The sequence below is a fragment of the Acaryochloris sp. CCMEE 5410 genome, from assembly GCF_000238775.2.
Taxonomy (GTDB): Bacteria; Cyanobacteriota; Cyanobacteriia; order Thermosynechococcales; family Thermosynechococcaceae; genus Acaryochloris.
Genome location: NZ_AFEJ02000002.1, coordinates 262,510 through 275,494, shown reverse-complemented (window position 1 = coordinate 275,494; position 12,985 = coordinate 262,510). Strand labels below are relative to the sequence as shown.

Here is a 12,985-nt window from a genome sequence, read left to right as displayed (position 1 = left end):
GCTATCGTGATTAATTTAAGAAAAGGTAATGAATTTACCCAAATCCTGAAGAATTAGCAGATTAACTTTTGCCGCTGAGGAGGAAGGTTAATTGTAGGTAAACCTCAGATTAAGTCACAAATAAGCTTATTCAAGAACCTAGAAAAACTATGTTATCAGTTACTTATCTGCACCTAATCTAGAAGAAATATAGGGTCGTCATTTTAAGCCCAATTCTTGATGAGCCTGGAATGATTTAAATAAACTAAACTCTACCTTTTGGGTTGGCCAATGTAGGGATTCCCCTCTCTGTTGAATATTCTTTAGAGATGCAGATAGAGGTTCATATTGAGGATGCTAGAAAAGGTAAGTATGGGCTTATCAATCCCGGCTCACTATAGAAGTTTTCTCCCTCGCTTTTATCAGCTCGCTGTTGTGAGTGCCCTATCGAATATGATGGTGCCTCTGGCGGGTTTGTTTGATACGGCCTTCCTGGGACATCTCGACGATATTCGCCACCTAGCTGGGGTGATCTTGGGCAGCGTTCTCTTCGATTACCTCTACCGCATTCTCAAGTTTTTTAGAAATAGTACCAACGCTATTACAGCCCAAGCGGAAGGTGAGAAGAACCATCAAGAGGTTTTGTTGGCTGCATTGCGCAGCAGCATGGTTGCGATCGCAGTAGCCATCCTCATCCTTCTCCTCCAATATCCCTTGCAGCGTTTGGGTTTTGCCGTCTTGTCAGGGTCTCCAGAGATCGAAGCAGCCGGGCTTGACTACTTTAATGCCCGGATTTGGGGAGCCCCTGCCGTATTGCTCAACTTTGTGTTGATTGGCTGGTTCTTGGGGCGGGAAATGAACCGGATTGTCCTGATTATTTCTCTGGTGGGCAATGGTTCCAACGTTCTGATGGACTACTTAATGATTAACCGCTGGGGTTGGGAGAGTATGGGAGCCGGGTTAGCAACGGCCCTCAGTCAATACTTAGCTTTGGGGGTGGCGTTGGTCGCAGTGGTCTTTAGCATTGAATGGGCCACGGTGCCTGCCGCCCTAAAGCAGATTTGGGATATCGCTGCCTTCAAATCCACCCTGCTGCTGAAAGGGAATATTCTGATCCGTTTTTTGGCCTTGATTTCCGCCTATGCCATTTTCACCAATCTCAGCGCCACTTTGGGTACGACTATCCTGGCGGAGAATGGTTTGCTGCTCCAAATTGCTTTGCTGAGTCAGTTCACGGTGAATGGGGTGGGACTTACCACTCAGACTCTAGTGGGCAACTTTAAGGGTAGAGGAGAGTCAGAACTGATGATGCCGGTTCTCTATACGTCAATGGTTCATGGACTGCTAATCTCTCTGCCCTTTGCGGTGCTGTCCGTGCTCTTTCCGGTGACGGTGTTTGGTCTATTGACCAGCCATACGGAGGTGAGCTATGCCATCCATACCTATGTGATCTGGCTGGTGCCCCTACTGAGTCTAACGGCGGTGGCCTTTGTATTAGAAGGATATTTTATTGGTCTCAAAGAGGGTGCTATTCTTCGAAATTCTGCGTTGACGGCATTGGGAATCGGCTATGCACCGATTGCGATCGCGGGTTGGTATTACCAAAATAATCATCTGCTATGGACCTCCCTCACGGTTTACATGGCTACCCTGACGTTTTCTCTTTCCTTACAGATTCTGAAAAATCAACAGACCTTTCAATCATCCCTAAGCCAAACCTAAAGGGTTCTCGGCTTAAAAAATATTGAAAAATTAGCAAAAATAATAGAGTACAAAAATCCCTCGGCGAAGTCGCCGAGGGATTAGAATTATGGAAAATATAAATTTTTAGATTGCCACTCAACATACCATGTCCATTAAAAATCGACTGTATCCTATTTAACAAAATACTGTGAATAAAGAATAAAAGAAAACGGACTTTGTATGCATACTTTGTATCAATTGCATAGATTTTTGGAATTAAGAATAGCCTAGTATTATCTCTCGCTATTCATTAAATTGCATTGAAGGTCTCAAAAGAATGGAATATCTGATCTGAATTGTAAAACCCTTGCTGTAGGGTCTCTAAACTCAGTCCGTTTTTGGTGGTCAATTATTGATGTCAATCTAGCTAATCTCTGGTCTTTAGAACATAAATCTTGATATGAAGCGAGATAGGATAGTCTCGGGGGTGGGAATGATTATTAGAGGCCTCACCACCCATAGTCGCTTCAACCTGACTTTGAAGTTTATAGAGATGGGGCTATTGTTCTACTTCACCGACTAGACTGGTCTCACTACAGATTGAACATATGGAATTAGCGACACCCCCAACGACTCCTTCCATGTTCCTTCAACAGACCTTTAGGCAGCAGGGATACGTTGTCATCAAGAATTTCTTCTCTCCCCAAGAGATGGCGACCCTGATTGAGCAAATCGAATCTCCCCAGAGCCGTCAATGTTTAGATCAATGTCTAACCAAAGGCACTCTGAGATTCTATGCCAACCTCTATCGTCATAATGAATCGATTCAAAAATTTGTTTCTCAGCCTAAAATTGTCAATTTCCTCTACCCATTTATCGGTTCAGACTTCTGGGTGAGATGGGATCAAGCGGTTGCTAAAGGGCCAGGGGCAAAAACCTTTCCCTGGCACCAAGACAACGCCTATAACGGCTTTAAGCAGACCCACTATCAACTTTGGGTCGCGCTTACCTCGATGACTATTGAAAATGGTGGTCTTTGGCTAGTGCCTGGGAGCCATCACCAGCTACTGCCCCATCGAAAAATCAATAACCATATGGTTTATCAAGGGGAACCTGAATCACCCACCTTTATTACGGCAGAGGTCGGAGATATCGTCTTGTTTTCATCTTTAACGCTGCATAAAACAACTCCCAACACAACAGAAGGCATCCGCTGGGCTTATGTCATTGAGTACATGTCCACCAATGATTATGATCCGGGTATCGCCCCCCCTTTTCTAAAGGTTGCGAACCAGGGACAGCCCCAGGCAGAATTTGTCCAATCCTATCGAGGACGTAACCCCATCAACCGTCTTAAACATCGTTTGTCTCGACGGGAAATTAGTCAGATTCTGGAGTGGCAGTAGTGGTCCTCTAAAGTGTGTGAATTGAGCTGTGGAGCGGCCATTCAAGCTTAGGGACTATTATTTTCTGACATATTTATCTGGCTCACTTTCCAGGGTGGCATAAACTTTTTTGCCAATGGATATATTTAGTGCAGAATGTAGAAGGTTTGAGCCATCCTATCTGAAATGCCAAAGGTCTTTTCATCAGCACCGGTTTTGGGTTGTTTGAAAGGTTGCTTGACTTAGAGAAGAGGGGACTCAGCTATCTCGTGCATTCTGATTTCGCTACAATCGCGATTATGTGTGCAACTTTGCCATCTTATCTAGGGAACAACCATGATCGTAACGGCTATCGCTGCTATTGTTGGCGGTTTAGTGCTGTTAGTTGTTGGGGCGGAAGCCTTAGTTCGAGGTGCGTCTCGCTTAGCAACGATGGTGGGTCTGTCTCCGTTGATTATTGGCCTAACTATTGTGGCCTATGGCACCAGCGCGCCTGAAATGGCCGTTAGTGTCAAATCCAGCATCATTGGCCAAGGTGACATCTCCTTGGGAAATGTGATTGGCAGTAATATCTTTAATATTCTGCTGATCCTAGGTCTCTCTTCTCTAATTACCCCACTATTGGTAGCCCAGCAGTTGGTCCGTCTAGATGTCCCCATTATGATTGGGGTCTCCGGCTTGATGTGGCTTTTTAGCTGGGATGGCACTTTGGGTCGATCGGATGGTGTGATCTTGTGTTTAGGGGGGATTATCTATACCCTCTTTTTGATTTATCAAGGTCGACGCGAACTTAACGAAGAGGTTCAAGCGGAATATGCCAATGAATACGGTAAGCCGATCCAGTTCTCAGGACCCAGCTTATTGGCCAATCTAGGATATGTCGTTGTGGGCGCGATTTTACTCGTGTCAGGCTCCAATTCCTTGGTAAATGGTTCAGTTAGCATTGCTCAGAAATTCGGGATTTCTGAACTCGTTATTGGTTTAACCATTATTTCAGTGGGGACATCTTTGCCTGAGTTAGCCACGTCCATTGTGGCGAGTATTCGAGGAGAGCGAGATATTGCCGTTGGTAATGTGATTGGCAGTAATATTTTCAATATTTTAACGGCCTTGGGGTTGGCTAGTATGCTTGCTCCAGATGGTATCGCCGTGACCAACACGGTTCGCTCCTTTGATATCCCCATTATGATTGCCGCAGCAGTGGCCTGTCTTCCCATTTTTGCCACGGGCAATGTGATTTCTCGGTGGGAAGGAATTTTATTTTTGATCTATTACATGGCCTATAACAGCTATCTGGTATTGGATACCATGCACCATGAAGGCATTAGTGTATTGACCACCGTCATCAGTACGTTTATCGCTCCGTTGACGATTATTACCTTTGCGATTATTACCTTCCGAACGGTTCGACACCAGCGAAGCAAAAAAGTCTAGGGTTAATGTCTATGGCTGCGGGTTGGCAGAAAGCTGGGCAAAGCCAGCTTTCTGCAATAATTCTTGGCCCTGGTTGCTGAGCAAGAGTTGAGTATAGGCTTCTCCCGCAGGTTCATCCCCTTGGGCATAGATAACGTAGAGGGGGTGGGTGAGGGGATATTGCTGGTTTAAGAAGGCAGAGCTGTTAATTCGATTTCGTTGGTTTGGGCAGTCTTCAGATAAGACGTAGGGGGCTTGATAAGGGGCAACCCTTTCCTGGGTGTCTTGACCAATGGGGACCGGCTTGACGGTGCATTGAGGAACGATCTCTGCCGAGGAACCAAAGAGAATTCCGCCTGGGCTCTGGGCTAACTTTCTCAGGGCAGCTGTCAGGTTGGGGAAGTAGTCTAGGGTTTGACTAAATGACTGGCCTTCCATCACCTTGCTCAGAAAGATATCTACGCTTCCGACTGAGCCGACCGAGAGGGAAAAGGGTTGAATGGCTAAGTTGGGACCACCCACTTGCTGCCAGTTGGTAATCTTCCCTTGATAGATATCGGACAGTTCTTGGAGGGTTAGGCCCGGGATGGTCAGGCTGGGGTGTACAGCGATGGCAATCCCGTCTGTGGCGACGGGAATTTGTTGGAGCTGTAACCCTTTGGTTTGGGCTTGCTTGATCTCGTTGGGACGGAGGGGACGGTCAGATTGCACAAAATCCAATTGGTCTTGGATTAGAAGGTCTATAGCGGTGGTGGAATTTGCAGACTTATCCTTGGGTTGCACGTAGCTCAGTTGATATTCTCGCCGTTCGGATTGGATCGCTGAGTCAACGACTAGCCGGATAGAGGACCAGTTAGGGCTACCGCTGTATCTAAATCGACCTGAAGGAACGGGATTTACTTGAGCGAAGGTTGAATTCTCCGAAACGGCTTTGACCGCGGGATTGTTAGGTTGTTCCCTTTGCAGTTGTGGGGTTTGCAGGTTTTGCCAAACCCCAAAGCCCAAAAGGCCGACGGACCAGACTAGCCCCACTGCAATAATGCCTGGGAGGACCAGATCTCTATGTTGCTGGGGACGCTTCAGAGGGTTCATAACAATATCCAGGGCAATCTCAAGAATGGATTGCAGGGGAATGGACAACTTGGATAGCGGAAGAGGCTGATGCTTATTATCCCACTCCTACCCAATGATTTTTCTAGGGCCAGACATTATTTCTTATTTAGCTTGCTTAAAAGATCCTAATGTTGCTTGGGTCTGTATGATGGCCAGAAAAATCGTCAAATGGTGACTTGAAAGTAAAAAAAAATAATTTTCTCGAATAATTATCTTTCCCCAGGTTATCCCCAAGCTTTCCACAAGTTTTTCCACAGTTTTCCACAGTTTTTCCGATGTTTTCCACAGGGGATGGATGAGACTCAAAGCCCTTGAGAATCTTTTGGGGATTTTGAGATATAAATGAGATTTCCCCAGGAAAATATGTATCTATGTAACGAAAAAGCTCTGTAACCCCTAACATCTCGTTGTGGGCTTCATTTTTTCTTAAGAATTTATCTGGCCCTTAACCATTGACAACCCCACCCCCACATAGCGCAAAATGAATCGGCCTAAGTTATTTGAGTGCTCTCAGTATTGGGGGGCAGGGTTCGTGCACGCAAATAATGATCAATTCGAACTGTATTGCCAAAATTGATAACTATGAATGCAACCATTAGCATCCTTGCTGAAATTCCTGAGGAACTGCATCTCACCCTCAAAGGATATTTAGAGTCTCATCCTGATTGGGACCAGGATCGAGTCTTTTCGGCGGCTCTATCTTTATTCTTGTTGCAAAATGGCGAAGGGGATCGTCGTGCGGCTCGGGTTTATTTAGATACGCTGTTTCAGCGCTCAGCCGGTTAGTGGATGACACGGATGCTGTGGTGGATCGGGCTGGCTAAAGTCCCCTAGGTGCAACGTTGCAAGAGGGCCTGATGGGGAATAGATGCCGTGACTTGTAGATTTTAGATTGCTTAACTTGTTCAGGTGCAGTTTGCTGAAATAATGGGGCTGATACGGTCAAATAGCTTCTGTGGGTTTTTCTCAGCCCTACTGCAATATCTGGTCTTTATGAGCCTGACTTTCGCACTCTATGGTAAAACTTCGTTCTGTTTTTCTTCAGTTACTAGCCAGCGTTCTTGCCCTGCTGATTTGGAGCGGACCCGTCTGGGCCCTTGAGCCAGAGCCTGAATTGGCCCCGCCTCAGCCAGAGCCTGAGTTAGGCCCTGAATCGGCCCATTTTATGCCTGATACAACGTCTTTAATGGTTTCGTTGACGGGAAGTCCACTAAAGATGGCCGGAAATGAGTCAGCAGGAGCCTCTTCCCAACTAACGGATTTACCTGCGGCTTTGTTGGCCACTGGGGGCATCGATTATCAAAAGGATATTCGCCCCTGGGTGAGTGATGAAATCACCTTTGCCTTGACCAGTTTGGAGAACGGGCAGCCTGGATATTTGCTGGCGGTTAAAACCCGAAATAATCGGGATGCAGATGCCTTCTTGGAGCGGATTTGGCAGCAGCAGGCCACAGATGGCCAGACGATAAATTTTGAACGGTATGCTGGGGTCGATCTGATCTCAGCTGATGTATCGCCCAATGTGGCTACGCCTGTTCGTCTACCAGGACTGCTGAAGCCGGTTCGATATTTGACCACCGCGAAGTTGGATGATCGCTTTATCTTAATCGCCAATCAGCGCCAAGTGATAGAGCAGGCGGTAGATTCGTCTAAAAAAAAGACCCCGCAGTTGGCAAAACGGTCAGAATATAAAACTGCGATCGCATCCCTGACTCAAAAACAGAAGTCTGGAATGGCCTATCTGGATTTAGAAAAGCTGCTTCCGGCCATTTCTGGCCAAGCGGCCACGACTCCACCCACCTATCGCAGCTTGGGGATTGCCTTTGGTGAATCTCGGCAGGGGCTGTTAGCTGAGACCGCTTTGGTTGCCAAGGCCGGACGAGACCTACCCGCCGTTAAGATAACCCAACAAGAGCCGATGGCGGCCCTTAGTTATTTCCCCGGCAATAGTCCATTTGTAGTCTCTGGATCGAATTTAGGCACCCTATGGTCTCAAATCAACCAGGATTTGCAAGGCTATCCCAATCTCAAATCTTGGGTGAATCAAACCCTCGGCACTTGGGGGAAAACCCGCGGACTCAATCTCACTAGCAAAATTTTCCCATGGGTGGATGGGGATTATGCTTGGGCACTATTACCGGATTCTTTGTCGCCGGTCCTGTCGGCCCAGGCGAATGCAGAAGCAGATTGGCTTTTTGCCTATGAACAGACCAATAGCGATAAAAATAAGCAGTTGGCGACTCATTTAAATGAGCTAGCAACGGAACAGGATTTAGGCACAAGTCCGTTTGAGCTAGCTGGTCGCAAGGTCTATGCCTGGACCCGCTTGGTCTCTCAAGAAATCGACGATACTCGCAGCAGCAACCTCACCTTCAAGACGGAAGTGACGGGGGCCTACGCCAATATTGATAACCAAAAGATCTTGGCCAGCTCACCAGAGGCCCTGGGGTTAGCCCTGGATGCAGGCAGTGATGCCTTGACTAGTCAGCGGTCGTTTCAAGATGCGATCGCACCCTTCGATCAGCCCAATCAAGGGTTCTTATATATAGATTGGCCCGTGATGAAGCCCATTCTGAAAAAGAATCTACCCGTTATTTCCAAGCTGGAAAGTAATGCTCAAACCCTCCTGAGTAAACTCCGGTCCGTATCCGTCAGTAGTTATGGCGAAACCCCTGAAGTCCAGCATAGTCAGTGGTATTTCCGCTTCTAGTTAAGTAGGCCAACGCTGGGGAAACCAATGTGCTTTGGTGGAATAGGGAATAGTCGGTTAGGGTTAAATGCCTGCCCTGTTGTGGGTATCGAGTCTTTCACACTTACCCGCCGATCTAAGGTGGGGTAGAACCATCAAATACATGCCTTGGCTAGGAAAGCTGTCAAATTGGCTACACCATTTGCCTTCGCCAACCCCCTAAGCTGTGTCCAATTCAATGGGACCGAACTTTATACTACGGTTATCCGGTGGGGATTAGGGAAATAAGCAGTTAGAATGTTCGTACCGAATTTGAAATAGGTTGGCATTGGCACTATGGATCCATGCATCGAGACCCCCAAGCAGCAGACAGTTGATATTGATCAGCTGAATCAGCAGTTGGATAAGGCTCATCCCAAAAGTATTTTGACGTGGTGTTTAGAGAATCTACCTGAGGGGCTGATCCAGAGCACTGCATTTGGGGCGAGTGGCATGGTGATTATGGACCTGCTTTACAAAGACCTCAATCCCAATCCTTCCATTCCGGTCTTGTTTTTGGATACTCTGCATCATTTTCCAGAAACGTTAAAACTGGCCAACGATGCTCAGGCCCATTACGGATTAGATTTGCAAATTTTTCGTCCCCAAGGTGTGACGTCCCGTGCTGAATTTGCTCAGCAATATGGTGAGCAGCTCTGGGAAACGAATTTAGAACAATTTCATCAACTAACCAAAGTTGAACCGTTGCGACGAGGACTCGAACAGCTACAGGTCGCCACCTGGATTACGGGCCGACGACGAGATCAGTCTTCGACCCGAGCGAAGATGCCGATTTTTGAATGTGATCGAGACGGGCGCTTAAAAGTGAATCCCCTGGCCAACTGGTCTTACAAAGATGTGTGGAACTATCTGGTCAACAATCAGGTGTTGTATAACCCCCTTTATGATCAGGGTTATGCCAGTATCGGCGATGAGCCTTTAACCACCATGACGAAGCCTGGGGAAGAAGAGCGGGCCGGTCGTTGGCGAGGAAAAGCCCGTACAGAATGTGGAATGCATGCTTAAGGATGTCTGCTCCCAACATTAAAGTTACGGTCAAGCTGTTTGCCGCCTACCAGGAAGTGGTGGGTTCCCCAGAGTTGGAACTTGAATTTCCCAATGGCTCAACCGTGGCTCACGTCGGTCAATATTTTTGGGAGCAATATCCCGAACTGGCATCCTTAAAGTCTGTGACCCATTTTGGCGTCAATCTGGACTTTGTCCCTGGGGATACGCCCTTACAGCCCGGCGATGAGGTGGTGTTAATTCCCCCTGTGAGTGGGGGGTGATGGACCGCTAGCTTACGACTCAGGATCCAAAGACTAAGCCCCACCCGTTGCGTTGAGGTTGGATTCAGGGAAATCTCACTTTAGATGTTTATGCTTAAGCAGTTAGCTGGTCAGGGTGCTGTCATGAAAAGGATGTCTCTATTAGTTCTGTTTGTGGGAGCGATCGCCTCCTTGACTTGGGCGAGGGCTCAGACCGAACTCTTGCCGCAGACAAAGCTCAATGCAGTTCAGGCTCAGCTCCTTCCCAAAGCCATTCAATCCGAAAGTCCCGAGGCAGGATCGACCACCATTGAACAGCTGGAAACGATTCTGCGAGATGAAGCCTCCGATGTTCAAGTTGAGCAAGGGCAGATTAGCTTTAAGTATGACGGGCGAACCATGCTCATACTGACAAGCGCGCAGCATGATCGGATGCGAATTCTGGCTCCCATCAAAAAGGCAGCGGAGATCACCCCAGAACAGCGGGATAATATGCTGCTTGCCAATTTCCACACCGCTTTGGATGGTCGGTATGCAGTCAGTAATGGCATTGTCTTTGCTACCTTTCTTCATCCCCTGTCTTCGCTGCAAGATCGCGATTTTCGATCAGCTTTGAGTCAGGTTAATCAACTTGTTCAGAATTTTGGTACGACTTATTCGAGTGGGGCGATAGGATTTGGGGCGGGGCAAGAGCAGCCAGAACCTTTGCCAGCTATTTGATTTGGCCTATTTGGATCTGAAGAAAACGAAGTCTTTTGCTTTAATCACTGCATAATCAATCGGACTCCAACCTATAGACGAGTGTAGGGAGCTTTTCCCTTTCACTATCTACAGGAGTCAGGTCATGTCTGCACAGATTAATCAACTGAAGTCGATCGCTTTAGGTGGGGTTTTGGCCCTTTCTATGGCACCCGCTATCAATGCGCAAACCCTTCACCAGCGTACCTTTAGCCAGCGTCCCCTGAAAACCCAGAAATTTTCCTGCGGCCGCCATCTCAAAACCTTTGTGGTCCGGTCTTTAAATCAGCAGAGAGGTCGGGGAATCCGTTGTGTGAAGGTCTCTACCGTCAGACGTGGATCTCGACGACTTCCCAAGATTGCTTGGTATGGCGAAGGAAATTGGAATGGTAAATCCTATCGTCACGTCGGCCATGCGTTTGGCAATCGTCGCATAATGCGAGGTTATGCGTCGGACATCTATGGTAATGGCGAACATTTTAAGAATAATTTCCCTGGCAACCTACGGGTCAGGATGATCTCTCCCAACCGCATCCAAGTAACTGGAGCCTGGAATGAAGAATGGATCCAGGTGCGAACAACTCAATATCAACCCTTACGTCGGGCACGTACCTGCGGTAAGTTTTTTGATCAATATCGGGTTGCAGATTTAATTTCGCCGCCAAAAGGTCGTCAGGGCAGAGGACTTCGATGTGTCTTAAAGGTTGGCCCGCAAGGAACTTACGCCCCCAAGCGTTACTTCACAACTTGGTTTGGCAATGGTCAATGGGGGCAATCAACTTATAGTCATTTAGGGACTCGATCCCTAAAAGGAGCGGGAGCGAGTGATATTTGTGGCAGTGTGTTTGGACCCGTTTGTAACCATTTCAACTATGGTTCTTTGAAAATTAAGCCCGTAGGCAATGGTTTTGATGTGGTAGGGGCTTGGCGCGAGACGTGGCGTTAGGTTGAGGTTCTCCAGGTTGTGTTGGCTTTGACTGATGGCGATGGCTTTTGATAAAACGAAGGCCATCGCGTTTCTTTGGGGTGCCCCAAAGATTGTTTCAGTCAGGGTTACTGCCCAGGCTTAAATCATTGTGTTGAGAATGAAGGTATAACTCTATCTGAGACTATGTTTTAAGCACACCAGCAGTCAATCCGTACTCATTCGTTGAACAAGAAAGTCTCTGACCAGAAAATTAGTGAATCTGATATTCGAGCAATCTACCATCAAGGAGAGGATGCAGTTGTTGAGCTGGTCACCCTTCTTATTAAACGGATAGAGCGACTAGAAGAGCATCTTGGCAAAGATAGTCGGAACAGTAGTAAACCACCCTCAAGCGATGGCTTTGGGAAGCGGACCAAAAGTCTACGGGGTAAGAGTAAGCGTAAAAGTGGGGGTCAAAAAGGCCATCCCGGTAGTACCTTGGAATGGCGTGAAACCGTCGATGCCGTAGTGTTACATCCAGTCACTCAATGTCAAGGCTGTGGTGCCTCGTTAACAGAGGTCGCCGTCCTTGAGTATGAACTGCGCCAGGTTCATGAGCTGCCCTCCTTGTCATTACAGGTCATCGAGCATCAAGCAGAAGTCAAATATTGTGAGCACTGTCAAACCTTGAACCGGGGTAAATTCCCCAGCGATGTCACCAATGTGGTTCAGTATGGCAGTAATCTCAAAGGCTTGATGGTGTATTTGATGGAGGCTCAACTGTTGCCGTTTGAGCGCACCCGTGAACTGCTTAAAGACCTCTTGGGTTGTCAGGTTTCTGAAGGAACCCTGTGCAACACCCGTACAACCTGTGCCCAGCAATTAGAACCGATTGAAGCCCAGATCAAAGACGCTATTGAGCAAGCAGCTGTGGGACATTTTGACGAGACGGGGTTGCGAGTCAACAGCAAGTTGTGGTGGCTGCATGTCGCTTGTACGAGTGGATTAACCTACTACTTTGTCCATGCCAAACGCGGCACAGCAGCGATGGACGAAATGGATATTCTGCCAAACTTTACGGGCACGAGTATTCATGATGGTTGGAAGAGCTATGCCCGCTATGGTTGTACGCATAGCTTATGCAATGCCCATCATTTGCGCGAACTCCGATTTATTGTTGAACGCTACAAACAACCTTGGGCTGAGGAGATGATCTCACTGCTGCTAGATATCAAAGCTGAGGTAGAGCGGGCAAAAGCTGAACACTTAAGCGTTCTCGATGCGAGACAAGTCGAGGCGTTTGAGCAGCGGTATCGCCAAGTGTTAGCCGATGGATTCAAGCATAATCCAATGCCAACCGTCGATGAAAATGCACCCAAGAAACGAGGCAAGCAGAAGCAGAGTACACCCAAAAACTTGCTCGACCGACTTCGAAAGCACCAAGCTGCTGTCTTGGCGTTTATGTATGATTTTCAGGTGCCTTTTGATAACAATCAGGCTGAGCGCGATATCCGCATGATGAAGTTGAAGCAGAAGATATCGGGATGTTTTCGCTCCTTGGCAGGTGCCCAGCAGTTCTGCCGCATTCGCGGTTATATTTCAACTTTGAGAAAGCAAGATATCCCTGTACTGGATGCACTCAAAAGTATTTTTGCTGACAATCCTGTTAGACCAGTGCTTCAGCCTGGGCAGTAACCAGTCAGGATTGTACCCGCCGACTAAACTACTGATAAAAATTGCAGGATAACTAAAAATGTAACCTTGCATCTCG

General features: G+C 47.4%; 11 protein-coding genes. 10 read left to right on the top strand and 1 reads right to left on the bottom strand.

Annotated features, from left to right (window positions below; translation table 11 throughout):
- The first annotated feature begins 351 nt into the window (after positions 1 to 351).
- From gntT to ON05_RS22100, 3 genes are all read left to right on the top strand, one after another.
- The gene (gntT, locus tag ON05_RS22110; protein ID WP_010481043.1) at positions 352 to 1,701 is read left to right on the top strand and encodes a guanitoxin biosynthesis MATE family efflux transporter GntT; all 1,350 of its coding nucleotides are present in this window, start codon (positions 352 to 354) and stop codon (positions 1,699 to 1,701) included.
- Positions 1,702 to 2,270: 569 nt separating this feature from the next.
- Positions 2,271 to 3,068, top strand: coding sequence for a phytanoyl-CoA dioxygenase family protein (locus ON05_RS22105; protein WP_010481042.1), 798 nt, complete (start codon positions 2,271 to 2,273; stop codon positions 3,066 to 3,068).
- Between the two features lie 315 nt (positions 3,069 to 3,383).
- Positions 3,384 to 4,481, top strand: a complete 1,098-nt coding sequence (locus tag ON05_RS22100) for a calcium/sodium antiporter (RefSeq protein ID WP_010481041.1) — start codon at positions 3,384 to 3,386, stop codon at positions 4,479 to 4,481.
- A 9-nt stretch (positions 4,482 to 4,490) separates the two neighbouring features.
- On the opposite strand, the gene ON05_RS22095 is transcribed toward ON05_RS22100, so the two are convergent.
- Positions 4,491 to 5,600 carry a substrate-binding domain-containing protein gene (locus ON05_RS22095; protein WP_010481039.1) on the bottom strand — a complete coding sequence of 370 codons (1,110 nt, stop codon included), beginning with the start codon at positions 5,598 to 5,600 and terminating at the stop codon, positions 4,491 to 4,493.
- Positions 5,601 to 6,155: 555 nt separating this feature from the next.
- Here ON05_RS22095 and ON05_RS22090 point away from each other — a divergent pair.
- The 7 genes from ON05_RS22090 to tnpC all read left to right on the top strand — a co-directional run bounded on the left by ON05_RS22090 (position 6,156) and on the right by tnpC (position 12,909).
- Complete coding sequence (locus ON05_RS22090; RefSeq protein WP_010481038.1) at positions 6,156 to 6,359, top strand: DUF2811 domain-containing protein; 204 nt, start codon at positions 6,156 to 6,158, stop codon at positions 6,357 to 6,359.
- 229 nt (positions 6,360 to 6,588) lie between these two features.
- Positions 6,589 to 8,283, top strand: coding sequence for a DUF3352 domain-containing protein (locus tag ON05_RS22085; protein ID WP_010481037.1), 1,695 nt, complete (start codon positions 6,589 to 6,591; stop codon positions 8,281 to 8,283).
- Positions 8,284 to 8,598: 315 nt separating this feature from the next.
- Positions 8,599 to 9,327: a phosphoadenosine phosphosulfate reductase gene (cysH, locus tag ON05_RS22080; RefSeq protein ID WP_010481035.1), complete on the top strand. Its 729-nt coding sequence runs from the start codon at positions 8,599 to 8,601 to the stop codon at positions 9,325 to 9,327.
- 2 nt (positions 9,328 to 9,329) lie between these two features.
- Positions 9,330 to 9,590 (top strand): MoaD/ThiS family protein, encoded by a 261-nt coding sequence (locus tag ON05_RS22075; protein ID WP_010481033.1) that lies wholly within the window; start codon positions 9,330 to 9,332, stop codon positions 9,588 to 9,590.
- Positions 9,591 to 9,722: 132 nt separating this feature from the next.
- The gene (locus ON05_RS22070; RefSeq protein ID WP_039782094.1) at positions 9,723 to 10,289 is read left to right on the top strand and encodes a hypothetical protein; all 567 of its coding nucleotides are present in this window, start codon (positions 9,723 to 9,725) and stop codon (positions 10,287 to 10,289) included.
- Between the two features lie 124 nt (positions 10,290 to 10,413).
- Positions 10,414 to 11,253: a hypothetical protein gene (locus ON05_RS22065; RefSeq protein WP_010481030.1), complete on the top strand. Its 840-nt coding sequence runs from the start codon at positions 10,414 to 10,416 to the stop codon at positions 11,251 to 11,253.
- A 231-nt stretch (positions 11,254 to 11,484) separates the two neighbouring features.
- Entirely contained in the window at positions 11,485 to 12,909 is a 1,425-nt protein-coding gene (tnpC, locus tag ON05_RS22060) for an IS66 family transposase (protein WP_262562131.1), read from the top strand.
- The last annotated feature ends 76 nt before the right edge of the window (positions 12,910 to 12,985 follow it).

What these genes read in the sequence shown, in the direction of transcription:
- gntT (WP_010481043.1), top strand. Translation starts at nt 352, where the DNA reads ATGGGCTTATCAATCCCGGCTCACTATAGAAGTTTTCTCCCTCGCTTT.
- ON05_RS22105 (WP_010481042.1), top strand. Translation starts at nt 2,271, where the DNA reads ATGGAATTAGCGACACCCCCAACGACTCCTTCCATGTTCCTTCAACAG.
- ON05_RS22100 (WP_010481041.1), top strand. Translation starts at nt 3,384, where the DNA reads ATGATCGTAACGGCTATCGCTGCTATTGTTGGCGGTTTAGTGCTGTTA.
- ON05_RS22090 (WP_010481038.1), top strand. Translation starts at nt 6,156, where the DNA reads ATGAATGCAACCATTAGCATCCTTGCTGAAATTCCTGAGGAACTGCAT.
- ON05_RS22085 (WP_010481037.1), top strand. Translation starts at nt 6,589, where the DNA reads ATGGTAAAACTTCGTTCTGTTTTTCTTCAGTTACTAGCCAGCGTTCTT.
- cysH (WP_010481035.1), top strand. Translation starts at nt 8,599, where the DNA reads ATGGATCCATGCATCGAGACCCCCAAGCAGCAGACAGTTGATATTGAT.
- ON05_RS22075 (WP_010481033.1), top strand. Translation starts at nt 9,330, where the DNA reads ATGTCTGCTCCCAACATTAAAGTTACGGTCAAGCTGTTTGCCGCCTAC.
- ON05_RS22070 (WP_039782094.1), top strand. Translation starts at nt 9,723, where the DNA reads ATGTCTCTATTAGTTCTGTTTGTGGGAGCGATCGCCTCCTTGACTTGG.
- ON05_RS22065 (WP_010481030.1), top strand. Translation starts at nt 10,414, where the DNA reads ATGTCTGCACAGATTAATCAACTGAAGTCGATCGCTTTAGGTGGGGTT.